The following is a 22,553-nucleotide window of genomic DNA, read 5'->3' as shown; positions in this document are numbered from 1 at the left end:
TTACTCGCCCAGCAGTGTCTTCTTCACCGGCAGCGCCGCGCCGGTGTTGGCGAAGTCCAGCGTATAGACCTGGCTCAGGTCAAGCCCCGCATCAATCACCCCCGAGTCGACCATCTTGTCGTAAAAGCTGGTGATCGTCGCATCTGTCATCGCGCCGATGCCCATTTCCAGCGAATCGCCGGAATCGACGATGCCGAATTCCTTCATCATCTCGATGGAATAGGCGATCTGCTCGCTGCTCATTTCCGGGTTCTGTTCCTGGATCAGCGCATTGGCCAGCGTCGGGTCGCCATAGAGATAATTGGCCCAGCCGATGGCCGAGCCCTCGACGAAACATTTCACCACCTCCGGCTTCTCGTCGATGGTGTCCTGCATGGTTTCGACCAGCGTCGCATAGGTGTTGAACCCGGCATCGGCGATCACGAAGATATCCGGCTTGAACCCGCCTTCGCGTTCGATGGCAAACGGCTCCGAGGTGACATAGCCCTGCTGCCCCGACTCGGGGTCGGCGATGAACGGCGCCGGGTTGAAGGTATAGGGCACGCGCTGTTCGGCGGTGAAGCCGAACTCGGTGATCATCCACTGGTAGTACGACTGATAGCCGTTATCGCCGATGAACAGCTTGGGCAGGGTCTTCAGCTCCTCGAAACTGCCAACCTTGCCGGGATGGGTCAGGATCACCTGCGGTTCTTTCTGGAAATGCGCCGCGACCACCTTGATCGGAATGCCCTGCTCGACCGCCGAGAAGGGCAACAGCAGGTTGCCGGCCATGTGGAAATCGACCTTGCCCGCCATCAGCAGCGCGCGGTTGTTCACCTGCGGCCCGCCGGGAACGATGGTGACGTCCAGACCGCAGGCCTCATAGGTGCCATCGGCCACCGCCTGGTAATAGCCGCCATGTTCGGCTTGCGGCACCCAGTTGGTTCCGAAAGACACCGCCTCAAGCGCGACGGCGGATGTAGCGGTCAGAGCGAAAGACGCGGCCAGAGCTGCCGGTTTCAGGGTCATCGAAGCCTCCATTGGGAATTTGTGGGGTCGAGCCTAGGGGCGCCCGAATGCGACAGCCAGAAAATGTGCACGGCGCCCGCCCTCTCAAAGTGTACTGCCCAAATATAAGGCAGCCCGGCGCGATGCTGCCCGGCGGCTGATCAGGCGCGAACAGCCGGCGGCAAAGCGATTGCGCGACGGCCGCTCAGGGGCCAAATTGACCCGGCCCGCCAAGCCCTTGCAGAAAGACCGATTTGCGCCGCTTCTCTCCCAGTTCGATCCGCCCGCCCTTTGCCCGTTACGCGCACGGGGTCGAGGTGCCCGCCGGTGCGCGCCTTCTGGTCACCTCGGGCCAGTTGGGCCTGCGCCCGGATGACAGCCTGCCCGAGGATGCCGAGGGCCAGGCGGCGCAATGTTTCGCCAATATCACGGCAATCCTGGCCGAGGCCGGCATGACCCCCGGCGACGTCATCCGCATCAACGCCTTCGTCACCGACCGCGCCCATATGGCCGGCTATATGGCCGCGCGCGACGCCTGGCTGGCCGAGGTGGCGGACCCGCCGGCCTCGACGCTGGTGATCGTCTCGGGCTTCACCCGCCCCGACTTCAAGGTCGAGGTCGAAGTGACCGCTGCTGCGGTCTGATTGTCTCGCCCCGCGCGGGGTGCTACCACGGCGGCAAAACCACAGGGGGATCGCGATGAGACGCAAACTGGCGGCGGGCAATTGGAAGATGAACGGCACCGGGGCGGCGCTGTCCGAACTCTCGGCGCTGATCGCGGTGCATCCCCACCCCTCCTGCGAGATGCTGATCTGCCCGCCGGCGCCGCTGATCCACCGCGCCGCCGCGCTGGTGCAGGGCAGCGCGCTGGCCATCGGCGGGCAAGATTGCCATGCCAATGAAACCGGCGCCCATACCGGCGATGTCAGTGCCGCGATGCTGGCCGAGGCCGGCGCGACCCATGTGATCGTCGGCCATTCCGAACGCCGCGAGGACCACGGTGAAAGCGATGCGCAGGTCTGCGCCAAGGCACAGGCCGCCATCGCCGCCGATCTGGTCGCGATCATCTGCGTCGGGGAAAGCCTGGCGCAGCGCGAGGGCGGCCAGACCCTGCAGGTGATCGGCGCGCAGCTGGCCGGCTCGGTCCCCGAACAGGCAACCGGCGCCAATACGGTGATCGCCTATGAACCGATCTGGGCCATCGGTACCGGTAAGGTGCCGACGCTGGCGGAAATTGCCGAGGTGCATGATTTCATCCGCGCCGAGCTGACCGCGCGGTTCGGAGCGGAGCGCGCCGGCGCGGTCCGGCTGCTCTATGGCGGTTCGGTCAAGCCCAGCAACGCCGCCGAGATTTTCGCGGTGTCCAATGTCGATGGCGCGCTGGTCGGCGGTGCCAGCCTGAAGGCGACCGATTTTTCCCCCATCGTGGCGGCGCTGAACGCGGCGTGAGTCGCCGCGCCCGGCTCAGCGCTTGACCACGCCGGCCTCGACCATCTGCCGGAACATCTCGCGCACGGCGCCGTCCACCGGGCGATAGCTCATGCCCAGCTCGCGTTTCGACTTGCCATTGTCGGCGGCCCAGCGATGGCCCATCGACGCGGCGATTTCCGGCCGCGACAGGTTCTTGCTCAGCAGCGGACCGATCAGCCAGATCAGCCATTTCGGCGCCTCGCGTCTGGGCAGCGGATATTCCCCGAACTCGGGGCGCAGCATGTCGGCCAGATCCTTGAAACTGTGCACCTCGGAAAACACGATATGCCGCCCGTTCGCCTCGGGCACGAATGCCGCGCGCATATGCGCCTCGGCCACGTCGCGCACATCGACCATGCCGATTTCCAGCGGCGGCGCGCCGGGGCGCATGGTGCCGTCGCCCAGTTGGCGCATCACGTTAAAGGATTCGCTGGTCTGCGCCGGGGCCAGTCCGGGGCCCAGGATGAAGGCCGGGTTCACCGCCACCAGCCGCCAGCGCGACTGCGCCTCGGCAATCTCCCAGGCGGCGCGTTCCGCCACCGTCTTGGAATAAGAATAGGCCTGGTGATCCAGCCGCGAACTGGTGTTCCACACCGCCTCGGTCAGCTGGCCGCCCGGTGCCTTGGCAACATCGATATTGTCGCCATAGATCGCCGCGCACGACGAGGTCAGCACCACGCGCTGCACGCTGTCGGTTCGGTTGGCGCTGTTCAGCACGTTGCGGGTGCCGTTCAGCGCCGGGTCGACCAGCCCGGTCTGCGCGTCATCGTATTTCGAGGTGAAGGGCGAAGCGGTGTGGAACACCACGCCGCAGCCCGCCATCGCCGCATCATAGCTGCCCTCTTCCAGCAGGTCGGCCCGGAACAGCACCAGCGTGCCCGGATGGCTGTCCCCCAGGGCGCGCAGATGCGCCACCTTGGCGGCGTTGTCCGGGTCGCGCACCGCGGCGTGAACGGTGAACCCCTCTTCCAGCAGCCGCTTGACCAGCCAGCCGGCCAGATAGCCGGTCGCGCCGGTCACCAGCACCGGTTTCGAGCTGTCATAGACCGGGGAACTCATCGGTTCCTCCTTTCAGGCGCCGCCGCCATGCCGATGGACAAAGGCCACCAGCGCCGCGGTCGACCCGTCCTTGCTCGCCGCGCTTTCGCTGCCATCCACGATCGGGCCCAGCGAGGTTGCAAGTTCCTTGCCCAGTTCGACGCCCCACTGGTCATAGGAATTGATACCAAGGATCACGCCTTCGACAAAGACCCGGTGTTCATACAGCGCAATGATCTGGCCCAGCACGAACGGCGTCAGCTGCGGATAGGCCAGCGTCACCGACGGCCGGTTGCCCGGAAACACCCGGTGCCGCGCCTGGCGTTCCAGTTCCGCGCCCTCGAACTTGCCCGCCACCTTGGCGCGCGCCTCTTCCAGCGACCGGCCGCGCATCAGCGCCTCGGACTGGGCCAGGCAATTGGCCACCAGCAGCCGGTGATGATGCGCCAGCTCGGGCTCGTGCCCGGTGGCGGCGACCATGAACTCGCAGGGGATCACCGCGGTGCCCTGGTGGATCAGCTGGTAGAACGCGTGCTGCCCGTTGGTGCCGGGTTCGCCCCACACCACCGGTCCCGACGGCCCGTCCAGCACCGCGCCGTCCATCGACACGCTCTTGCCGTTGCTCTCCATCTCCAGCTGCTGGAAATAGGCCGGCAGCCGCGACAGGCGCTGGTCATAGGGCAGCACCGCGCGGGTGGCATAGCCGCAGACCTGGTGATGCCAGATGCCCGTCAGCGCCAACAGCACCGGCATGTTCTCGTGCCAAGCGGCGGATCGGAAATGCTGGTCCATCGCCTGGCCGCCGCGCAGAAAGGCGTCAAACGCCTTCGGCCCGATCGCCAGCATCAGCGACAACCCGATCGGCCCCCACATGGAATAGCGCCCGCCGACCCAGTCCTCGAAGCCGAAGACATGCGCGGGGTCGATGCCAAAGGCGGCGGTCTTGTCCCCGGCGGTGGACAGCGCCGCGAATTGCGCCGCCGCATCGCCGCCGCCCTCGGTCAGCCAGGCCTTGGCGGTGCGCGCATTGGTCATTGTCTCGATGGTGGTAAAGGTCTTGGACGCGACGATCACCAGCGTCGTTTTCGGATCCAGACCGGCCAGCGTGTCGGCGATATGCGCGCCATCGACATTCGACACGAAATGGCAGCGCGGCCCGTCATGATAAGGCGCCAGCGCCAGCACCGCCATCGCCGGGCCCAGGTCAGAGCCGCCGATGCCGATATTAACCACATCGGTAAAGGCGCCGCCGGCCGCGGGTTTTTCGCCGCCGCGCACCGCCTCGGCAAAGCTGCGCATCCGCGCCAGCGTGTCCAGCACGCCGGGCATCACGTCCTGCCCGTCCACCATCACCGGCCCGCCATCGAGGTTGCGCAGCGCGGTGTGCAGCACCGCCCGCCCCTCGGTCTCGTTGATGGTGCCGCCGCTGAACATCGCCTCGCGCCGGTCGGCCAGACCGGCCGCATCGCATAAATCGATCAGCGCGGCGCGCGCCGCGGCGTCGATCTGGGTTTTGGAATAGTCAAAGCGCAGATCCCCGGTGGTGGTCGAAAACGCCTCGGCCCGGTCACCATCCGCCTTGAAGAGGTCGAGGATATGACGCTCTCCTGCCTGGGCCCTAATGGCCTTCAGTTTGTCCCATTTTGACATGAATTACTCCGCCCAATGCACTGTCATTTCGGAAAGAACCGCCTGAATCGGCGCCTCTTCAGGGGGCAGCGACCTGGCGCGTTCCAGCGCCTCTCGCTTGTCCTGCCCGAAGATCAATAGATGTTTCGACAGTGCCCCGTCCAATACCGGCGCGGTCAGGCTGACACGCACGTCGGGCTGCGATTCCGGCCGCAACAGCGCCACCGGCCCGCCCTTGCCCGCCAGCGCCTCGGCCAGCCCGGGCGCACCGGGAAACAGCGAGGCGGTGTGCATGTCGGGGCCCATCCCCAGCAGCAGGATGGACAGCGGCAGGTTCGGCGCCAGCGCCGCGCCGATCTGCTCCAGCGCCGCCTCCGGCTCCAGGCCGTCGCGATACAATGGCACCAGCACGCCGCCCGCCGCCTTGTCGGTCAGCAGCCGCTGCCGGATCAGCCGCGCGTTCGACCGCTCGTGGCTTTCCGGCACCCAGCGTTCGTCGGTGGGCAGCACATGCACCCGGCCCCAGTCCAGCCCGACGCCGCTCAGCGCGTCGAAAACCGGGCCGGGCGAACTGCCCCCCGGCACCGCCAGCGTGGCGTGATCGTGGTTGAACAGGCAGCTTTCCAGCTCGCCGGCCAGCATGTTGGCCAGATCGATGGCCAACATGTCCCTGTCGGCATATTCTATCAGTTTCATGGGGTTATCCCGCGCCATTCCCGTTTGTCGCGCTGGATCAGCAATTCCGCGTCGCGCGGCCCGGCGCTGCCGCTGTCATAGGGTTTGGGCACATCGTTGCGCGCCTCCCAGCCGGCGATGATCGGGTCGGTCCAGGCCCAGGCCGCCTCGACCTCGTCGCCGCGCATGAACAGGGTCTGGTTGCCGCGGATCACATCCATGATCAAGCGCTCGTAAGCATCCGGAAAATCGGCATCTTCCGGTGCCAGCGTCTCGGAAAACGTCATGTCCAGCGGCACGTCGATCAACCGCATGCCGCCCGGCCCGGGCTCCTTGATGGTCACCTGCAGGGTGATGCCTTCGTTCGGCTGCAACCGGATCGACAGCACATTGGCATGCCGCCCGGCCTCGTCGCCAAAGATCGAATGCGGCGTGTCCTTGAACATCACGTTGATCACGCTCGACCGCGCCTTCAGCCGCTTGCCGGTGCGCAGGTAGAACGGCGTGCCCGCCCACCGCCAGTTGTCGATATGGGTCTTCAGCGCGATATAGCTTTCGGTGCGGCTGCGGGGATTGCCCACCGCATCGCGATAGCTGCCATGTGCCTGCGGCCCCTCGGGGTCGGCTTCGTACTGGCCGCGCACGATGTGATGCGGCAGCACCTCGCCCAGGGCGCGGATCACCTTCAGCTTTTCGTCGCGCACCGCGTCCGGATCGAACTTGGCCGGCGGTTCCATCGCGATCAGGCACAGCAGCTGCATCAGGTGGTTCTGCACCATGTCCCGCATCGCGCCGGACTTGTCATAATATTCGCCGCGCCCGCCGACACCGACGGTTTCGGCCACGGTGATCTGGATGTGGTCGACATATTGTGAATTCCACAGCGGCTCGAACAGCATGTTGCCGAACCGCACCGCCATCAGGTTCTGTACCGTTTCCTTGCCCAGGTAATGGTCGATGCGATAGATCTGGCCTTCGTCGAAATGCGCCGCCAGCGTCTTGTTCAGTTCGCGCGCGGTTGGCAGGTCATGACCAAAGGGTTTTTCCACCACGATCCGGGTGTCATCCGTGACCATGCCATGGGAATGGATGCGCTCGGCCAGGTCGCCGAACAGGCCCGGCCCGACCGAGAAATAAAACGCCCGCACGCGTCGCTCGGTCAGCTTGTCCGCCAGTTCGGCCCAGCCATCCTCGCCCCGGGCGTCGATGGTGACATAATCCAGCCGGTTCAGAAACGCCGTCAGCCCCGCCTCGCTGCAGGCCTGCGGATCGGAAAACTCCTGGATCGCGTCATGGGCAAAGGCGCGGTATTCCTCGGCATCGTGTTCGCTGCGCGCGGCGCCGATGATCTTGGCGTCGCCCGGCATCTGCCCGGCGCAGAACCGGCGGTACAACGCCGGCAGGATCTTGCGTTTGGCCAGATCGCCAGTCCCGCCAAAAATCACCAGGTCGAAGGGATCGACCGGTATCACGCGTGAAGCCATTTACCCGTCCTCTTGTGTCGCCATATCACCCTCTGTGATCCGCGGCGGCGAACTACTGTTAGCGCAAACATACACCAAAAGGGCGACGCTTCACAACTGTGTCAGCCCATCTTGGCGCATCTTTGCTTTCGGGTGGAGCCTAGGCTAGATCAGGCAAGTGCGCCACTGTCAGGAATGGGAAATGAAGGATCTCTCGGCCAAGCCCGCCAATTCAGGCAAGTTTCTGGACAGATACCGCACCGCCGACGGGGCCGAGCGCGCCTCGGTGACGCTGACCCGCCCCGATACGCTGTGGTTCAACACCGGCACGCTGTGCAACATCGCCTGCGCCCATTGCTATATCGAAAGCAGCCCGACCAATGACGCGCTCGTCTACCTGACCGCGGATGAGGTCGCCGATTATCTCGACCAGATCAAAGAGCGCGGCTGGCCGGTGCGCGAGATCGGCTTTACCGGGGGCGAACCCTTCATGAACCCGGACATGCCGGACATGGCACGCCTGGCGCTGCAACGCGGCTATGAAGTGCTGATCCTGACCAACGCGATGCAGCCGATGATGCGCCCCAGGATGCGCGAGGCGCTGACCGCATTGCAGCGCGATTTCGGCGACCGGCTGACGCTGCGCATCTCGCTCGACCATTTCGACCCGGCCCGCCACGACGACGAACGCGGCGACGGCAGTTTCGACCGCAGCCTGGCCGGCATGACCTGGCTGCGCGATGCCGGCATCCGGATGACGGTGGCCGCCCGTCGCATGTGGGAGGACAGCGATGCGGCCACGCGCGCCGGCTTTGCCGCCTTCTTCACCCGCCACGGCTTTGCCATCGACGCCGAGGATCCGGCCCAGACCGTGATCTTCCCCGAGATGGACCTGGGCACGGAAGTGCCCGAAATCACCACCGCGTGCTGGGGCATCCTCGACATCTCGCCCGAGACGGTGATGTGCGCCTCCTCGCGCATGGTGGTCAAGCGCCGCGGCGCCGAAACCCCCTCGGTGGTGGCCTGCACCCTGCTCCCCTACGAGCCCGAATTCGACCTTGGCGCCACCCTGGCCGAAGCCGAGGGCAAGGTGCATCTGAACCACCCGCATTGCGCCAAGTTCTGCGTGCTGGGCGGCGCCAGCTGTTCGGGATAAGCCCGTCGTTCATCCAGACCACCGGCACGGCGGTTTATGCGCCGGCGCAGATCCCTTCACCGGCCACCCCCGCGACTCGCCGGGCGAGACCGCACAACCCGCGTCACCCTGACCGGGCGCAAGATGCGTATCATGCTCGACCGCGGCCGCCGCAACACCTGTGCCGCGGGCCGGCTGGCCACCGGTGGCAACAGCTGTACCACCATGGCCACGAATGGCTGCGTGGCCACGGTCTGGCGCGACGGACCCTGATTCAGTGCAGGGTGAACTCGCCCACCATGTTCTGCCACTGGCCGGGGCTGATCAGCTTGCGGTGGGTAAACCGCACCGAATGCAGCGGCCCGTCGATCTCTTTGTTCCAGAACTCGACAAACTCGAACAGCTTGGGGTGATCCGGCGCCAGGTCATATTCCTGCCAGATGAAACTGTTCAGCACGCTGCGGTAATCGGGCATCCGGTAGAAGAACTCGGCGGTGGTCAGCCCATAGCCCTTGAGCATCAGCTCGGTTTCACTCATATCCATGCACAAACCTCGTTTTTGTTGCCTGTACGATTCCATTGTGAATCCGTTTTGCTTAATTTCAACAAAAACAGTGTGTTAGCAGTCATATTCGCTGGCTGCCAAATTGACCGCCCGGCAGGCATTGCACCCCATATACCGGGTCTGATAGAGTGCCCCCACAAGATGTAGTTCGTGCACAAAGAACAGGCAGAGTACGTGAGCGATACGCCCGAACCCCCTGAAAACATGGATGAAACGCCACCGGAACGTCCGGTGCCCAGCGGTCCGTCCGTGTCAATCGAATCCGAGATGCGCACTTCGTATCTCGATTACGCGATGTCGGTCATCGTGTCCCGCGCGATCCCCGATCTGCGCGACGGCCTAAAACCTGTGCACCGGCGCATCCTCTACGCGATGCACGAGACCGGGAATACCCATGACAAGCCCTATCGCAAATCGGCGCGGCCGGTGGGCGACGTGATGGGTAAATACCACCCGCACGGGGATTCGGCGATCTATGACGCGCTGGTGCGGATGGCGCAGGATTTCTCGATGTCGCTGCCGCTGCTGGATGGCCAGGGCAACTTCGGCTCGATGGACGGCGACAACCCTGCCGCCATGCGCTATACCGAGGTGCGGATGGACAAGCCGGCCGCCTATCTGCTGGCCGATATCGACAAGGAAACCGTCGATTTCCAGGACAACTATGACGGCAAGGACCGCGAACCCTCGGTCCTGCCGGCCCGGTTCCCCAATATGCTGGTCAATGGCGCCGGCGGCATCGCCGTCGGCATGGCCACCAATATCCCGCCGCATAACCTGGGCGAGGTGATCGACGCCTGCCTGGCGCTGATCGAGGATCCGGACCTGACCAGCGAACAGCTGATCGAATACGTGCCCGGCCCCGATTTCCCCACCGGCGGCATCATGCTGGGCCGCTCGGGGGCGCGGAAGGCCTATCTGGAAGGCCGCGGCAGCGTCATCATCCGGTCCAAGACGCGGGTGGAAGAGATCCGCAAGGACCGTTTCGCCATCGTCGTCGACGAGATCCCCTATCAGGTGAACAAGGCCTCGATGATCGAAAAGATCGCCGAGGCGGTGCGCGAAAAGCGGATCGAAGGCGTCGCCCATGTGCAGGACGAAAGCGACCGGTCCGGCGTGCGCGTGGTGATCGAGCTCAAGCGCGACGCGACCCCCGACGTGGTGCTGAACCAGCTCTGGCGCTTTTCGCCGATGCAGGTGCATTTCGGCTGCAACATGCTGGCGCTGAATGGCGGCCGCCCCGAACAGCTGACGCTGCGCCGCTTTTTGACCTGTTTCCTGGAATTCCGCGAAGAGGTGGTGATCCGCCGTACCGCCTTCGAACTGCGCAAGGCCCGCGACCGCAGCCACATCCTCTGCGGTCTGGCCGTCGCGGTGTCCAATGTGGACGAGGTGGTCGCCACCATCCGCTCCTCCGCCGATGCGGCCGAGGCGCGCGAACGGCTGATGGAACGCCGCTGGCCGGCCGCCGAGATTGCCGGCTATATCCGGCTGATCGACGATCCGACCCACAAGATGAACGAGGACGGCACCTATAACCTGTCCGAAACCCAGGCCCGCGCCATCCTCGATCTGCGGCTGCAGCGCCTGACCCAGCTGGGCGTCAAGGAAGTCACCGACGAGCTGGAAGAACTGGCGCGCAAGATCAAGGAATACCTTGAAATCCTGTCCTCGCGCGAACGCATCCTCGGCATCATCGCCGACGAGCTGACCGAGGTGAAGGATCTCTTCGCCGTCCCCCGCCGGACCGAGATTGCCGACTGGTCGGGCGACATGGAGGACGAGGACCTGATCGAGCGCGAGGACATGGTGGTGACCGTGACCTCGGGCGGCTATATCAAGCGTACGCCGCTGGCCGATTACCGCAGCCAGCGCCGCGGCGGCAAGGGCCTGGCCGGGATGCAGACCAAGGAAGAGGACGTGGTCACCACCCTCTTCGTGGCCAACACCCATACCCAGCTGCTGTTCTTCACCACCGATGGCATGGCCTACAAGCTGAAGACCTGGCGCCTGCCGCAGGGCGGACGCACCGCCAAGGGCAAGGCCATCGTCAATATCCTGCCGATCCCCACCGGTGTCTCGATCGCCGCGATCATGCCGGTCGACCGGCCGGAAGAGGAATGGGACGATCTGCAAATCGTCTTCGCCACCTCGGCGGGCGATGTGCGGCGCAACGCGCTCAGCGATTTCACCAATGTCAAACGCAACGGCAAGATCGCGATGAAACTGCCCGAGGCGGTGGAACTGGTGAATGCGCGCATCGCCTCGGAAGACGATGACATGATGCTGGTCACCGATTCCGGCCGCGCCATCCGCTTTCCCACCACCGACGTGCGGGTGTTCAAGGGCCGTGATTCCACCGGCGTGCGCGGCATCCGCCTGAATGACGGCGACCGCGTGGTGTCGATGTCGGTGATCAAGCATTTCGAAGCCAGCCCCGAAGACCGCGCCGCCTATCTCAAGATGCGCCGCGCGGTGGCCGGGCTGACCGACGAGGATGCCGGCGAGGACGAAGAGGTGGTCGCCTCCGACAGCTTCAGCCAGGAGAAATATGCCGCGATGTCGGCGGCGGAAAACCTGATCCTGACGATCACCGCCAAGGGCATGGGCAAGCTCAGCTCGAGCCATGACTATCCGGTGCGGGGCCGCGGCGGCATGGGCGTGGCCGCGATGGACAAGGGCATGCGCGGCGGTGCGCTGGTGGCCTCCTTCCCGGTCGAGATGGACGACCAGATCATGCTGGCCACCTCCACCGGCCAGTCGATCCGCGTGCCGGTCGACGGCATCTCGTTCCGCTCGCGCAGCGCCGGCGGCGTCAAGGTGTTCAACACCTCCAATGGCGAGGAAGTGGTCAGCGTCGCCTGGATCGCCGAACAGGGCGAAGACGTGGCCGAGGGCGGCAGCGACTGATACAGGGCGTCCCGGGCTGGCCCCGGGACGCGGCCGCTATCGCCTAGACCTCCTTGGCGTCATAGCCATAGAGCCAGGACAGATCCGGCGTCACCCGCGTGCCGCCCAGCTTGAGCACCAGATGCGCGATTTCGCGCATCGGTGTCTTCAGGTGGAACCGCCTGCCATTGGACCGCGCCGTCGCCACCACGCGCCGGGCGCGCTCTTGCCGCAGTTGCTGATAGGCGGCAAACCCCGCCTCCACCGTGTCGGCCCGGTCCAGCACCGCCGCCAGCACCCAGGCATCCTCCAGCGCCAGGCAGGCCCCCTGTGCCAGGAACGGCAGGGTTGGATGCGCCGCATCGCCCAGCAGCGCCACCGGCCCCGCATGCCAGCGTGTCGCCACCGGGTGCAGGTACAGCGCCCACAGATAGGTCTGGTCGACCCCGCGTAGCACCCGCCCGGCGCGGCCGCCGAAATCGGCAAAGCGGGTGCGCAGATCTTCCGGGTCGCCGCGGCGGCTCCAGCTTTCGCTGGTCCAGTCGCGCCGCTCCTCGACCGCAACCAGGTTCATCGCCTGCCCGCCGCGCAGCGGATAGGTCACCACATGCCGTCCCGGTCCCATCGCCACCCGCGCCACCGGCTCGGCCTCGCGCCCCTCCCACGGCACCACCGCACGCCAGGCGACATGGCCGGAGAACTTCGCCGCGCCCGGCCCCTCGACCACCTTGCGCGCGACGCTATGGATGCCATCCGCCGCGATCAGGCAGCGGCTGGTCAGGGTGGTGCCGTCGGCCAGGCTCAGAACCGCCGCATCCGTCTCGATCTTGAGCGCCGACACCGTAGTGCCCAGCCGGAGGCTGACCCCCGCCGCCTGCGCCGTGCGGCTCAGCAGCCCCACCAGGTCGGCGCGGTGATAATACCAGGCCGCCCCGGCCTGCGGCGGCGGCTGGGTCAGGATCGACGTGTCATCGCCATAGTCGCAAAGGATCGTGCCCTGGGATTTCATCGCCCCCTTGGCATCGCCATCGACCACGCCAAGCGCGCGCAGCACCGCCATCCCGTTCGGGCTGATCTGGATGCCGGCGCCGACCTCGCGCAGCGCCGGCGCCTGTTCCAGGACCTGCACCCGCGCCCCGCGCCGGGCCAGGGCAGTGGCCACCGCGAGGCCGCCGACCCCGGCGCCCAGCACGGTGATATTTCTCTGCTCCACAGCCATGAACTTTTGCTACAAATAAATACGCCGGGGCGGCAACCCCGGCGTTTACGTACCGTCAACCTATTTTGTGTCAGTCGTCCCGATGGACCTTTTCGCGCCGCTCGTGGCGTTCCTGCGCTTCCAGGCTCATGGTTGCGATCGGCCGGGCATCCAGCCGTTTCAACGAGATCGGCTCGCCGGTCACTTCGCAATAGCCGTATTCGCCGTCTTCGATCCGCCGCAGCGCGGCATCGATCTTGGTGACCAGCTTGCGCTGACGGTCGCGGGTGCGCAGCTCCAGCGCGCGGTCGGTTTCTTCGCTGGCGCGGTCCGCCACGTCGGGGATGTTGCGCGTTCCGTCCTGCAAACCTTCGATGGTGTCTTTGCTTCCCGCCAGCAGCTCATGCTTCCAATGCAACAGCTTGCGGCGAAAATACTCGACCTGTCTTTCATTCATAAACGGCTCATCTTCGGCCGGTCGGTAATCGTCCGGCAGGAAAACGTCCTGTTTCATTTGTGCTCCCTCAGCTCGGCCAAGACACTCGGACATTATTTACTCTCGAAGATCTGGCTTACCATGGCGCTGCGTTTAGCCGAGCCTTCCCAGAATGTCACTACACAATCCTCGCCGGCTCTGGTTTAAAGGCAGCCGAAAATGGACCGCTGGCGCAACAGGCAACAAAGGGTTGGAATAGCATGAAATTTCAGGGCACCAAGGAGTATGTCGCCACCGAGGATCTGACCGTTGCGGTGAATGCCGCGGTGACGCTGGAACGCCCGCTTCTGGTCAAGGGCGAACCCGGCACCGGCAAGACCGAACTGGCCCGCCAGGTTGCCGAAGCCCTGGGCCTGAAGATGATCGAGTGGAACGTCAAATCCACCACCCGTGCCCAGCAGGGCCTGTACGAATATGACGCGGTCAGCCGCCTGCGCGACAGCCAGCTGGGCGATGAACGCGTCTATGACGTGAAAAACTACATCAAGCAGGGCAAGCTGTGGGAGGCGTTCGATTCCGACGAAAAGGTCGTCCTGCTGATCGACGAGATCGACAAGGCCGATATCGAGTTCCCCAACGACCTTTTGCAAGAACTTGATAAGATGGAGTTTTTTGTCTACGAAACCGGCGAGACCATCCGCGCCAGGCAGCGCCCAATCGTCATCATCACCTCGAATAATGAAAAGGAACTGCCCGACGCCTTCCTGCGCCGCTGTTTCTTCCATTACATCCGTTTCCCCGACGAGGCGACGATGCGCAAGATCGTCGAAGTGCACCATCCCGGCATCAAGGAATCGCTGCTGACCTCGGCCCTGACCCAGTTCTACGAGATCCGCGAAGTGCCCGGTTTGAAAAAGAAACCTTCCACATCCGAGGTGCTGGACTGGCTGAAACTGCTGCTCGCCGAAGACCTGTCGCCGGAAGATCTGAAACGCGACGGCGCCAATGCGCTGCCCAAGCTGCATGGCGCGTTGCTGAAAAACGAACAGGACGTGCACCTGTTCGAACGCCTCGCCTTCATGGCCCGTGGCCAGAACCGGTAAAGGGTCTTAGCCCCGCTGTTCGGCGGTGTTTTGATAGGCTTCCAGGACCTGCGACACCGTCGCTTCGGACGTGCCGGTCTGACGGGCGATACGACTAATTGTGCGGTCCAGGGGTGCCGGTTCATTGTGAGACACCGGCGCATATTCTGAACCTAGCCACACTGCCCGCATCTCTGAGAGGCGCGCTACCATCCGGTCGCTCTCGTCAAGTGCCTGATATTTATCATATTTCATGGCCGCACCCATGAACGGTTGTGCCGTCATACGCCGCTTGCTCCCTTTAATATAGCAGCGAGTCCGAGGCTTTTCAAAATGCCTTCGGTCGGTTTGGCCTTGTCAGGCACCCGGACCCCGCCGATCGTCACAACGATCACATCGCGGTCGCGGGCAACGAAAAAGATGATGTCATAGCCCTCCAGCAGCCGCACCCTTACATCGCCGACAACCCGGTCCTCCGGCGAAAACACAACCGCGCACAATCGCCCCGCTATCCGCTCCATCATCGCCGTACCGATCTGATAGCCCCTGATGTCGAATTCGGCTTTCTCAGTGGTATCGACAACCACCCGTAAACCGCGATGACGAAAGGCGCTTTCGGTCACTATTGCCGGCCCTGAAAATTAATTGCCGCAAGGCAATGACGCGTCGCCATTCCCTGAACAACACTCGAAATACCGCCTTATTGTTGCCTGAAAGTTAATAGATCCTCGAATCAGCCGAAACTGTATTGAGCTCATCGGGCCTCTCTGCCACTTTCTTTGCCATGTGCGCCGCCTCCATCAGCATCCGCCCCCTGCAGGCCCAGGATCGTCCTGTCTGGGCCGAGATGTGGCAGGCCTATCTGGCCTTCTACGAAACCTCGGTGCCGCAGGCGGTGTATGACAGCACCTTCGCGCGGCTGCTGGGCGACGACCCGCAGGATTTCAGCGGCCTGATCGCCGAGGTCGACGGCGCCCCGGCCGGGCTGGTCCATTTCCTGTTCCACCGCCACGCCTGGAAAATCGAGAATGTCTGCTACCTGCAGGATCTCTTCGCACGGCCCGAATTTCGCGGCACGGGTGTCGGCCGGGCGCTGATCCAGGCGGTCTATGATGTCGCCGATGCCAATGGCACCCCCGCCGTCTACTGGCTGACCCAGGATTTCAACACCACCGCCCGCCGGCTCTATGACCGTATCGGGGTCAAGACCCCCTTCATCAGGTATAATCGCCCATGATCCGCCCCGCCGTCCTGTTCTTGTCCCTGGCCCTGGCCGCCTGTTCCGCCCCGACCATTTCGGACACGCCGACGCGCGCGCGCATCGCCGACAGCAGCCTGCCACCGATGAAGATGTTCGGCGCTACCCAGGTCTTTCCCACAGCCGAATCCAACGCCAATATCGCCGCCGATTTCCTGGCGCTGCATTTCGCGCTGGAAAGCGGCCGCGCCCTGCCCGCCTTCACCCGCTTCGAAGGCCCGATCACCGTGCGCGTCACCGGCGCGCCGCCGCCCAGCCTGCGCCCGGATCTGACCGCGCTGCTGAACCGGCTGCGCCGCGAGGCCGGGATCGACATCCGCGAGGTGCGCGGCAGCAGTGCCAATATCACCATCGAGGCGGTCAGCCGCGACGAGATCCGCCGCGCCCTGCCCCAGGCCGCCTGTTTCGTGGTGCCCAATGTCACCAGCATCGCCGAATACCGCCGAAACCGGCGCCAGCAGGTCACCAACTGGTCCTTCCTGCGCGAACGCGGCAAGCTGGGGGTCTTCGTGCCCAATGATGCCGCCCCGCAAGAGCTGCGCGACTGCCTGCACGAAGAGCTGGCCCAGGCCATCGGCCCGCTGAACGACCTCTACCGCCTGCCGGATTCGGTGTTCAACGACGACAATGTGCACACCGTGCTGACCGGCTTTGACATGTTGATCCTGCGCGCCACCTACGCGCCCGAACTGCACAGCGGCATGTCGCGCTCCGAGGTGGCCGCACAGCTGCCGGCGATCCTCAGCCGGCTCAACCCGCGCGGCGACAGCGAACCGTCGCGCGCGATCTCGGAAACCCCGCGCAGCTGGATCGAAGAGGTGCAGACCGCGCTGGGCCCCGGCGCCACCCCCACCGCGCGGCGCACCGCCGCCGCCGCCGCCGCCCGCACCGCGCAGGAGCTCGGCTGGCAAGACCACCGCCGCGCCTTTGCCCATTACATGCTGGGCCGGATGATCCAGGGCCACGACCCCGCCCTGGCGCAGCAGCATTACCAAAGCGCGCTGGGCTATCTCGCCCATATGCCCGGCACCGACCTGCACCGCGCCTTCATCACCACCCAGACCGCCGCCTTTGCCGTGGCCCAGGGCGAAGGCGCCACCGCGCTGCGCCAGATCGAACCGCATCTGGCGATCGCCGCCAAGGCCGAGAACGCGGCGCTGCTTTCGACGCTGATGCTGCTCAAGGCCGAGGCGCTGGACCTGGTCGGCCGCCACCCCGAGGCCGAGGCGGTCAGGCTGGACAGCATCGGCTGGGCACGCTACGGCTTTGGTTCGGACATCGCGGTCCGGGCCAAGATGCGCGAGATCGCCGCGCTGTCGCCGCGGCCGCGCCCAAGCTGAGCGGGACAGGACAGGACTAGACATGCTGGTGATCGGCGGCGCCCTGCTGGGCGCCATTCTCGGCGGGCTCACCGCCCGGCGGCGCAACGGCGCCAAGCTCGACATCGCGCAATACGCGGCGGCCTATGCCATTGCCTTCGCGGTGCTGGGGATGATAGCCACGGTGGTGATCGACCGCTTTCTCGTCTAGGCCCATGTTCCTGCCCTTCTTCGACAACCTGCGCAAACACGGCGTGCCGGTCTCGCTGCGGGAATTCCTCAGCTTTCTCGAGGCGATGAAGGAAGGGCTGGCCACCTATGATGTCGAGGCGTTCTATTACCTCGCCCGCATCACCATGGTGAAGGACGAGCGCAATCTCGACAAGTTCGACCGCGCCTTTGCCGCCACCTTCAAGGGGCTGGAGGAGATCGGCTTCGAACAGGTGCTGAACGCGGTCGAACTGCCGGCCGACTGGCTGACCAAGATGGCCGAGAAGCACCTTTCCGAAGAGGAGAAGGCGCAGATCGAGGCGCTGGGCGGCTTTGACAAGCTGATGGAGACGCTGCGCCAGCGGCTGAAAGAGCAGCAGGGCCGCCACCAGGGCGGCAACAAGTGGATCGGCACCGCCGGCACCTCGCCCTTCGGCGCCGAGGGCTACAACCCCGAGGGCGTGCGCATCGGCCAGGAGAAAAGCCGCCACCAGCGCGCCGTCAAGGTCTGGGATAAGCGCGAGTTCAAGAATCTCGACGACACCGTCGAGCTGGGCACCCGCAACATCAAGGTGGCGCTGAAACGCCTGCGCCGCTGGGCCCGCGAGGGCGCGGCGGACGAGCTCGACCTCGACGGCACCATCCGCGCCACCGCCGAACACGGCTATCTCGACGTGAAAACCCGGCCCGAGCGGCACAATGCCGTCAAGGTGGTGCTGTTCCTCGATGTCGGCGGCTCGATGGATCCGCATGTGAAGGTGGTGGAAGAGCTGTTCTCGGCCGCCCGCACCGAGTTCAAGCATCTCGAACATTACTATTTCCACAACTGCCTTTACGAGGGCGTCTGGCGCGACAACCGCCGCCGCTGGGACCGGCAGACGCCGACCTGGGAGGTGCTGCGCACCTACGGGCCGGATTACAAATGCATCTTCGTCGGCGATGCCTCGATGAGCCCCTACGAGATCGCCTATCCGGGCGGCGCCAATGAACATTGGAACGCCGAATCCGGCCAAGTCTGGCTGACCCGCGCGCGCGAGCAATGGCCCGCCAGCCTGTGGATCAACCCGGTGCCCGAGAAATACTGGTCCTATACCCATTCCATCGAGATGATCCGAGAGATCTTCGAGGACCGCATGGTGCCGATGACGCTGGCGGGGCTGGAAAAGGGCATGAAAGAGCTGACCCGGTAACACCGCCCTGCGTGCTCCCCACCCAACAGACGACCTCTCCCCCTGTCCTCCCCGCGCCAGCGGGGACCTCTCCTCACCCCAGCCGCGCCAGCGCCGGCCCGCGGGATGGCGACCCAACGCCCGAACCGCGCGCTTTATCCCGCCACACCCGGAAGACCCCGACCCCCCGCGCAAATGTCACCAAATCGCCAGCCCGTCCGGGCGGGCCGGCGATGGCGCGGCGGCGCTGCGCGCCTTGTTCCGCGCCTTGGGGGTTGTGCGGATGATGGTTATAGGTATTTATGTTTGACCTTGAGCGGCCCACAGCTGAAGTACGAATGTGCAATAGAGTGTGACCGTTCTTAGCTCTTTATGGACGGTCGTGACGCTCGCGGCATGATACCCTCTACGAACACAACGGATAGAGAACAGCCATTCGATGTTGAAGGCACGCATGACAACATCGCGCGGCAACCGGGCGGTACCTGTTGGTCCATGGTTAGGAGATACGAGCAAAACGATAAGTTTCTCTGGCTCAAATATTGGGATGTCCAACCCCTCTAAGCGCTACCTTTAGTGCCTCAGAGAAAGTCCTGAAACTCGGGACCTGCAATAGCAAATCTATATTCTGTTCTTGTGCAATATTCTCAAAAGGCCAGCGCAGACGCTTTCGGCGCGCCGTGCCAGATACAACCTCAAGAAATTCTTGAGTAACCCTTTTAGGATCTTGGATGTGTTCAACCTGTGTTGGTGTCGTTGGGATATTGTTCAGATGCGCGTCCGCGGTGAAGCCGAAAACTCGCCTTACCGCGGAAATGTCTGCTAAAGTCCACGCTTCGGTTTCGCGATTGGGGGCGATGACTATACATCGATCCCTCCGAAAATCACAAGAAGCTTGAATACGTTCGCAAAGAGCGCAAGTTCGATGTTCCAGTTGCTCTGCCACTGCTCGACCGCCAGTGTCACCGTGGACAAAAAAAAGATGAAAGGCTTCGCTTCCCTCGCAAACCTTCTCCGTGATTGCATCCAAGTTCAAACGAGGTATGCCAAAAGTATGTGCGGGCAAATCAGGAACGAGGGAAATTGGGCCATCCGATCCACGCAGTAGATGTGTGATCATTCGTGGTATCAAAACATTGAAGTAATCAGCATCAGTGCGCCCCTCGACATATAGACCCCATGATATATATGTCATGCGGAATCTCCCGCGGTTCGAAGAAGATTTTCAACCTCAAAACGCGTAAGATGATGTTCTGAATTGAACATATCGGTTTGGCTTTTTATGCCCCTTCTCATTCGTGTGGATTTTCGGGGCGAAGTTCCCTCAGTCCGGCTAACCACATCCGCCGCAATAACTTCAAAGTCCTTAAGGCAACTCATTACCGCGGGTGAGTGCGTGTTGATAATGATTTGAAGACAGTCTTCTAAGTCAAACTCTGAGGCTTCGCGAAGTGTTTCCACCAAGGCTGATATGCGACCTTCGTGGACACCGTTCTCGGGTTCCTCGAAACATAACAAGCCACTCCTTTTGGGGTCAAAAAGAAACGTAATTAGCGCAAGAAGTCGCAAAGTTCCATCAGAGATAACTCTGGAGCTAAACTTCTCTCCATCAGCCATCTGGATTTCAAAGGAAAACTCCTTCTTATCTGTGGAGGTTATGCTGATAACTTTTCTCACCGAGGGTATTAGGCGCGATAGTCCATGAGAAACTTCGTTAAGCGCCCCATCCGGCCTAAGTTCTGAAGATGTCTCTTCTTTGATTCTCGCTAGAACCGCAGATAGATTTGATGCATCCGGTCGCATTGTTTGCTTCTCAAATCTATCATTTTCACTTCTAGCGGCCTTGGCGTTAATTTCCAAAAAATTGATTCCAGATAGAAAACTTCTCACTGCCCATAGATGTGGAAACTCAGCGTTCGGGATTGTAGATATTGCTGACTTGGATGCATCCCGAGCCGGAATTATTCGCGGCTTTCCGCTGCCGCCATCTTGACGCATCTTAAATATTGGTGCGCCGCTATCATCAAATTCAGTCAGAAGAAAATCACCGATGTTTCCTCCGTAGCTCAGCCCCTTATTGACTCCCCGTACAAATTCTGACACATCCTCGGACTTCTTAATTCTCAAGCATTGCTCGCGTGAAACAAATATGCCCGCGACACCACCATCCCCTCCTATACGCATCTGAAGGTCGATCTCATATCTGAGTCGTCTCGCTTTCACTTCAAATTCAACTCCAAATGGGTCGGTGCCACTTGCCGGCAGGAGCAATTCAACAGCAAAGGACATAGTATCGCACTGCCCTCCAGGTGTTCTGCGGAATAACTCTTCAGGCTCTCCCCGAAGGCCCAAGAGTGCAGATCTCACATCTTGCTCCACCAGATGTGATATTAACTGTATCGCATCGAACAAATTAGATTTCCCACTGGCATTGGGACCGACGACCGCGGAAAAAGGGCTAAAGTCAATCGAGAAACCTTCGAACGACTTGAAACCATCAATTTCGAGGCGTGTTATCATTATTTAACCTCAATCTATCTGCGCAAATGCGACGTCTTCTTCCAAGCGTACTGAATGCCAAGCATCTATCTGGATTGACACGCTTCTACCTATTTTCAGAACTAGCACATCTAGACGACATGGGAAGAAAAATGCAGCGTTTGGGAGGGCCAACGGCTGTGGTTGCGCGCTGGTGGTTCGTACACGATACTACTAATGTCCGCTTTCGGCCGGTAGAGCCGGGCCGCGCGCGACTAGATGCTTCCTCGAACAACGTCCGATTCCTGCGCATCCTGCTCATTCACACGCTGCGCATCGAACGGCAACTCTCCGGCCTTCTTTCACATTCACTGCCCAGAACCGCATGGCCATTCCCGCCACCCTCAACCTTTTCACCACCTTCCCCCCCTGTCCCAGCCGGGACATCCGCAAAACCCGCACCCCACGCCCGATCCATCTTGCCCCGTCCCGCCCGGATCCCCATATCCGGATCATGCTGCGATTCACGCCCATCCTGCTGGCGATTCTCTATGCCCTGGTGCTCTACCGGATCTCGGTCTGGCGGACCCATCGCGAGCTTGACCGCCGCTCCACCCGGCTGGCCGATCCCGCGCTCAAGCGGCTGACCGACCGGCTGGCCGGCGCGCTCGACCTGCCGCAGATCCCGGTCTTCATCTACGAGATCGACCCGGTGAACGGCCTCGCCGCCCCGGACGGGCGCATCTTCATCACCCGCGGCTTCTATCGCAAGTTCCTCAGCGGCGAGGTCACCGGCGAGGAGATGGCCAGCGTCATCGCCCACGAGCTCGGCCATGTCGCCCTCGGCCATGCCCGGCGTCGGATGATCGATTTCTCCGGTCAGAACGCCCTACGCACCGCGCTGATGTTACTGCTGGGCCGCTTCATCCCCTTCATCGGCCCCTGGATCGCCGGGGTGCTGACCTCGCTGATCGCCGCCCGCCTGTCGCGCGGCGACGAATACGAGGCCGACGCCTATGCCGCCGCCCTGCTGACCAAGGCCGGCATCGGCACCGGCCCGCAGAAATCGCTGTTCACCAAGCTCGAGGCGCTCACCCAGCAACGCGCCGGCATGGCCCCGGCCTGGCTGATGAGCCACCCGAAAACCGGCGAGCGCATCGCCGCGCTGGAAAAGCTGGAGAGCGACTGGGGGGTCTGAACCGGGGGGCTGGCCCTATCCCAGCGCCTTGCCCAGCCGGGGTAGCCGCGCCTTGCGCAGCAGCGCCCGCATCTCCCAGGTGCCGCCCGACAGCCGGTTGGCCTGGTCCAGCACCCCCTGCGCCGCTGCCGCCACCAGTTCCGGCTGCGCCAACCACTGGGCGTGCAGGAAACCGTCGGGATCGAGCCTCTGCAGCCCCTCCTCAGCCAGCAGTTGCCGCGGGAAATCCTTGGCGTTCACCGTCATGATCGCCTCGGCCGACCCGGCCACCGCCACCGCCAGCACATGCAGGTCGGCGGCATCGGGCAGCCACAGCCGCGCCTCCAGGCCGGGGGCCGGCGGCAGCTCGGCCTG

General features: G+C 63.4%; 22 protein-coding genes and 1 pseudogene. 10 read left to right on the top strand and 13 right to left on the bottom strand.

What is annotated here, in order from left to right:
• Nucleotides 1-1,008 carry an ABC transporter substrate-binding protein gene (locus CVM52_RS11360; protein ID WP_205964941.1) on the bottom strand — a complete coding sequence of 336 codons (1,008 nt, stop codon included), beginning with the start codon at nucleotides 1,006-1,008 and terminating at the stop codon, nucleotides 1-3.
• 233 nt (nucleotides 1,009-1,241) lie between these two features.
• On the opposite strand from CVM52_RS11360, the gene CVM52_RS11355 reads away from it, so the two are divergent.
• Together CVM52_RS11355 and tpiA are read left to right on the top strand one after the other, a co-directional pair.
• Nucleotides 1,242-1,631 (top strand): RidA family protein, encoded by a 390-nt coding sequence (locus CVM52_RS11355; RefSeq protein WP_100162613.1) that lies wholly within the window; start codon nucleotides 1,242-1,244, stop codon nucleotides 1,629-1,631.
• A 55-nt stretch (nucleotides 1,632-1,686) separates the two neighbouring features.
• A complete protein-coding gene (gene tpiA, locus CVM52_RS11350; RefSeq protein ID WP_100162612.1) occupies nucleotides 1,687-2,436 on the top strand; it encodes a triose-phosphate isomerase in 750 nt (249 codons plus the stop codon).
• A 15-nt stretch (nucleotides 2,437-2,451) separates the two neighbouring features.
• On the opposite strand, the gene CVM52_RS11345 is transcribed toward tpiA, so the two are convergent.
• Genes CVM52_RS11345 through zwf form a run of 4 tightly spaced genes read right to left on the bottom strand, consistent with a single transcriptional unit; the run spans nucleotide 2,452 to nucleotide 7,283 of the window.
• A complete protein-coding gene (locus CVM52_RS11345; RefSeq protein ID WP_100162611.1) occupies nucleotides 2,452-3,516 on the bottom strand; it encodes an NAD-dependent epimerase/dehydratase family protein in 1,065 nt (354 codons plus the stop codon).
• Between the two features lie 12 nt (nucleotides 3,517-3,528).
• Complete coding sequence (gene pgi / locus CVM52_RS11340) at nucleotides 3,529-5,145, bottom strand: glucose-6-phosphate isomerase (protein WP_100162610.1); 1,617 nt, start codon at nucleotides 5,143-5,145, stop codon at nucleotides 3,529-3,531.
• Between the two features lie 3 nt (nucleotides 5,146-5,148).
• Nucleotides 5,149-5,820, bottom strand: coding sequence for a 6-phosphogluconolactonase (gene pgl, locus CVM52_RS11335; RefSeq protein WP_100162609.1), 672 nt, complete (start codon nucleotides 5,818-5,820; stop codon nucleotides 5,149-5,151).
• Complete coding sequence (gene zwf / locus CVM52_RS11330) at nucleotides 5,817-7,283, bottom strand: glucose-6-phosphate dehydrogenase (protein WP_100162608.1); 1,467 nt, start codon at nucleotides 7,281-7,283, stop codon at nucleotides 5,817-5,819. Before zwf ends, pgl begins: the two co-directional genes overlap by 4 nt.
• Nucleotides 7,284-7,464: 181 nt before the next feature.
• Here zwf and CVM52_RS11325 point away from each other — a divergent pair, with 181 nt between their 5' ends.
• Entirely contained in the window at nucleotides 7,465-8,418 is a 954-nt protein-coding gene (locus tag CVM52_RS11325) for a radical SAM protein (RefSeq protein ID WP_100162607.1), read from the top strand.
• A gap of 253 nt (nucleotides 8,419-8,671) precedes the next feature.
• Here the strand turns inward: CVM52_RS11325 and CVM52_RS11320 are convergent, their stop codons facing one another.
• Entirely contained in the window at nucleotides 8,672-8,941 is a 270-nt protein-coding gene (locus tag CVM52_RS11320) for an usg protein (RefSeq protein ID WP_100162606.1), read from the bottom strand.
• A gap of 225 nt (nucleotides 8,942-9,166) precedes the next feature.
• Between CVM52_RS11320 and gyrA the strand changes: the two genes are divergently transcribed.
• On the top strand, nucleotides 9,167-11,872 hold the full coding sequence (gene gyrA / locus CVM52_RS11315; RefSeq protein WP_100162605.1) for a DNA gyrase subunit A: 2,706 nt from the start codon (nucleotides 9,167-9,169) through the stop codon (nucleotides 11,870-11,872).
• Between the two features lie 43 nt (nucleotides 11,873-11,915).
• On the opposite strand, the gene CVM52_RS11310 is transcribed toward gyrA, so the two are convergent.
• The gene (locus CVM52_RS11310) at nucleotides 11,916-13,070 is read right to left on the bottom strand and encodes an FAD-dependent monooxygenase (protein ID WP_100162604.1); all 1,155 of its coding nucleotides are present in this window, start codon (nucleotides 13,068-13,070) and stop codon (nucleotides 11,916-11,918) included.
• Between the two features lie 70 nt (nucleotides 13,071-13,140).
• A complete protein-coding gene (dksA, locus tag CVM52_RS11305) occupies nucleotides 13,141-13,563 on the bottom strand; it encodes an RNA polymerase-binding protein DksA (protein WP_100162603.1) in 423 nt (140 codons plus the stop codon).
• A gap of 182 nt (nucleotides 13,564-13,745) precedes the next feature.
• Between dksA and CVM52_RS11300 the strand changes: the two genes are divergently transcribed.
• The gene (locus tag CVM52_RS11300) at nucleotides 13,746-14,588 is read left to right on the top strand and encodes an AAA family ATPase (protein ID WP_100162602.1); all 843 of its coding nucleotides are present in this window, start codon (nucleotides 13,746-13,748) and stop codon (nucleotides 14,586-14,588) included.
• 6 nt (nucleotides 14,589-14,594) lie between these two features.
• Here CVM52_RS11300 and CVM52_RS11295 read toward each other — a convergent pair whose 3' ends face one another.
• The gene (locus tag CVM52_RS11295) at nucleotides 14,595-14,852 is read right to left on the bottom strand and encodes a hypothetical protein (protein ID WP_100162601.1); all 258 of its coding nucleotides are present in this window, start codon (nucleotides 14,850-14,852) and stop codon (nucleotides 14,595-14,597) included.
• Complete coding sequence (locus tag CVM52_RS11290) at nucleotides 14,849-15,190, bottom strand: hypothetical protein (RefSeq protein ID WP_133119828.1); 342 nt, start codon at nucleotides 15,188-15,190, stop codon at nucleotides 14,849-14,851. Before CVM52_RS11290 ends, CVM52_RS11295 begins: the two co-directional genes overlap by 4 nt.
• 161 nt (nucleotides 15,191-15,351) lie before the next feature.
• On the opposite strand from CVM52_RS11290, the gene CVM52_RS11285 reads away from it, so the two are divergent.
• Genes CVM52_RS11285 through CVM52_RS11270 form a run of 4 tightly spaced genes read left to right on the top strand, consistent with a single transcriptional unit; the run spans nucleotide 15,352 to nucleotide 18,544 of the window.
• Nucleotides 15,352-15,804 carry a GNAT family N-acetyltransferase gene (locus tag CVM52_RS11285; RefSeq protein WP_100162599.1) on the top strand — a complete coding sequence of 151 codons (453 nt, stop codon included), beginning with the start codon at nucleotides 15,352-15,354 and terminating at the stop codon, nucleotides 15,802-15,804.
• Nucleotides 15,801-17,165: a DUF2927 domain-containing protein gene (locus tag CVM52_RS11280; protein ID WP_100162598.1), complete on the top strand. Its 1,365-nt coding sequence runs from the start codon at nucleotides 15,801-15,803 to the stop codon at nucleotides 17,163-17,165. The genes CVM52_RS11285 and CVM52_RS11280 overlap by 4 nt, the downstream gene beginning before the upstream one ends.
• 22 nt (nucleotides 17,166-17,187) lie before the next feature.
• Entirely contained in the window at nucleotides 17,188-17,355 is a 168-nt protein-coding gene (locus tag CVM52_RS11275; protein WP_100162597.1) for an apolipoprotein acyltransferase, read from the top strand.
• Between the two features lie 4 nt (nucleotides 17,356-17,359).
• Nucleotides 17,360-18,544, top strand: coding sequence for a vWA domain-containing protein (locus CVM52_RS11270; protein WP_100162596.1), 1,185 nt, complete (start codon nucleotides 17,360-17,362; stop codon nucleotides 18,542-18,544).
• A 514-nt stretch (nucleotides 18,545-19,058) separates the two neighbouring features.
• Here the strand turns inward: CVM52_RS11270 and CVM52_RS11265 are convergent.
• Both CVM52_RS11265 and CVM52_RS11260 read right to left on the bottom strand, forming a co-directional pair.
• Nucleotides 19,059-19,718 (bottom strand): DUF4276 family protein, encoded by a 660-nt coding sequence (locus tag CVM52_RS11265; protein ID WP_100162595.1) that lies wholly within the window; start codon nucleotides 19,716-19,718, stop codon nucleotides 19,059-19,061.
• Entirely contained in the window at nucleotides 19,715-21,043 is a 1,329-nt protein-coding gene (locus CVM52_RS11260) for an AAA family ATPase (RefSeq protein WP_100162594.1), read from the bottom strand. The genes CVM52_RS11265 and CVM52_RS11260 overlap by 4 nt, the downstream gene beginning before the upstream one ends.
• Before the next feature lie 472 nt (nucleotides 21,044-21,515).
• On the opposite strand from CVM52_RS11260, the gene CVM52_RS11255 reads away from it, so the two are divergent.
• Nucleotides 21,516-22,199, top strand: a complete 684-nt coding sequence (locus CVM52_RS11255; RefSeq protein ID WP_100162623.1) for a M48 family metalloprotease — start codon at nucleotides 21,516-21,518, stop codon at nucleotides 22,197-22,199.
• A 15-nt stretch (nucleotides 22,200-22,214) separates the two neighbouring features.
• On the opposite strand, the pseudogene CVM52_RS11250 reads toward CVM52_RS11255, so the two are convergent.
• Nucleotides 22,215-22,553: pseudogene (locus CVM52_RS11250) on the bottom strand (RSP_2648 family PIN domain-containing protein); the annotation flags it as partial.

Origin of the sequence: Pseudooceanicola lipolyticus (assembly GCF_002786325.1) — a bacterium.
GTDB lineage: Bacteria > Pseudomonadota > Alphaproteobacteria > Rhodobacterales > Rhodobacteraceae > Pseudooceanicola_C > Pseudooceanicola_C lipolyticus.
Note: the sequence above shows the minus strand (reverse complement) of the source record. Positions and strands in the feature narration are given on the sequence as shown.

Bases quoted from the DNA above. Each gene is read 5' to 3' on its own strand.
- dksA (WP_100162603.1), bottom strand. From the start codon at position 13,563: ATGAAACAGGACGTTTTCCTGCCGGACGATTACCGACCGGCCGAAGAT.
- CVM52_RS11275 (WP_100162597.1), top strand. From the start codon at position 17,188: ATGCTGGTGATCGGCGGCGCCCTGCTGGGCGCCATTCTCGGCGGGCTC.
- CVM52_RS11280 (WP_100162598.1), top strand. From the start codon at position 15,801: ATGATCCGCCCCGCCGTCCTGTTCTTGTCCCTGGCCCTGGCCGCCTGT.
- CVM52_RS11295 (WP_100162601.1), bottom strand. From the start codon at position 14,852: ATGACGGCACAACCGTTCATGGGTGCGGCCATGAAATATGATAAATAT.
- CVM52_RS11285 (WP_100162599.1), top strand. From the start codon at position 15,352: ATGTGCGCCGCCTCCATCAGCATCCGCCCCCTGCAGGCCCAGGATCGT.
- zwf (WP_100162608.1), bottom strand. From the start codon at position 7,283: ATGGCTTCACGCGTGATACCGGTCGATCCCTTCGACCTGGTGATTTTT.
- pgl (WP_100162609.1), bottom strand. From the start codon at position 5,820: ATGAAACTGATAGAATATGCCGACAGGGACATGTTGGCCATCGATCTG.
- CVM52_RS11310 (WP_100162604.1), bottom strand. From the start codon at position 13,070: ATGGCTGTGGAGCAGAGAAATATCACCGTGCTGGGCGCCGGGGTCGGC.
- CVM52_RS11260 (WP_100162594.1), bottom strand. From the start codon at position 21,043: ATGATAACACGCCTCGAAATTGATGGTTTCAAGTCGTTCGAAGGTTTC.
- CVM52_RS11255 (WP_100162623.1), top strand. From the start codon at position 21,516: ATGCTGCGATTCACGCCCATCCTGCTGGCGATTCTCTATGCCCTGGTG.
- CVM52_RS11325 (WP_100162607.1), top strand. From the start codon at position 7,465: ATGAAGGATCTCTCGGCCAAGCCCGCCAATTCAGGCAAGTTTCTGGAC.
- CVM52_RS11300 (WP_100162602.1), top strand. From the start codon at position 13,746: ATGAAATTTCAGGGCACCAAGGAGTATGTCGCCACCGAGGATCTGACC.
- CVM52_RS11265 (WP_100162595.1), bottom strand. From the start codon at position 19,718: ATGACATATATATCATGGGGTCTATATGTCGAGGGGCGCACTGATGCT.
- gyrA (WP_100162605.1), top strand. From the start codon at position 9,167: ATGGATGAAACGCCACCGGAACGTCCGGTGCCCAGCGGTCCGTCCGTG.
- CVM52_RS11360 (WP_205964941.1), bottom strand. From the start codon at position 1,008: ATGACCCTGAAACCGGCAGCTCTGGCCGCGTCTTTCGCTCTGACCGCT.
- CVM52_RS11270 (WP_100162596.1), top strand. From the start codon at position 17,360: ATGTTCCTGCCCTTCTTCGACAACCTGCGCAAACACGGCGTGCCGGTC.
- CVM52_RS11320 (WP_100162606.1), bottom strand. From the start codon at position 8,941: ATGGATATGAGTGAAACCGAGCTGATGCTCAAGGGCTATGGGCTGACC.
- pgi (WP_100162610.1), bottom strand. From the start codon at position 5,145: ATGTCAAAATGGGACAAACTGAAGGCCATTAGGGCCCAGGCAGGAGAG.
- CVM52_RS11345 (WP_100162611.1), bottom strand. From the start codon at position 3,516: ATGAGTTCCCCGGTCTATGACAGCTCGAAACCGGTGCTGGTGACCGGC.
- tpiA (WP_100162612.1), top strand. From the start codon at position 1,687: ATGAGACGCAAACTGGCGGCGGGCAATTGGAAGATGAACGGCACCGGG.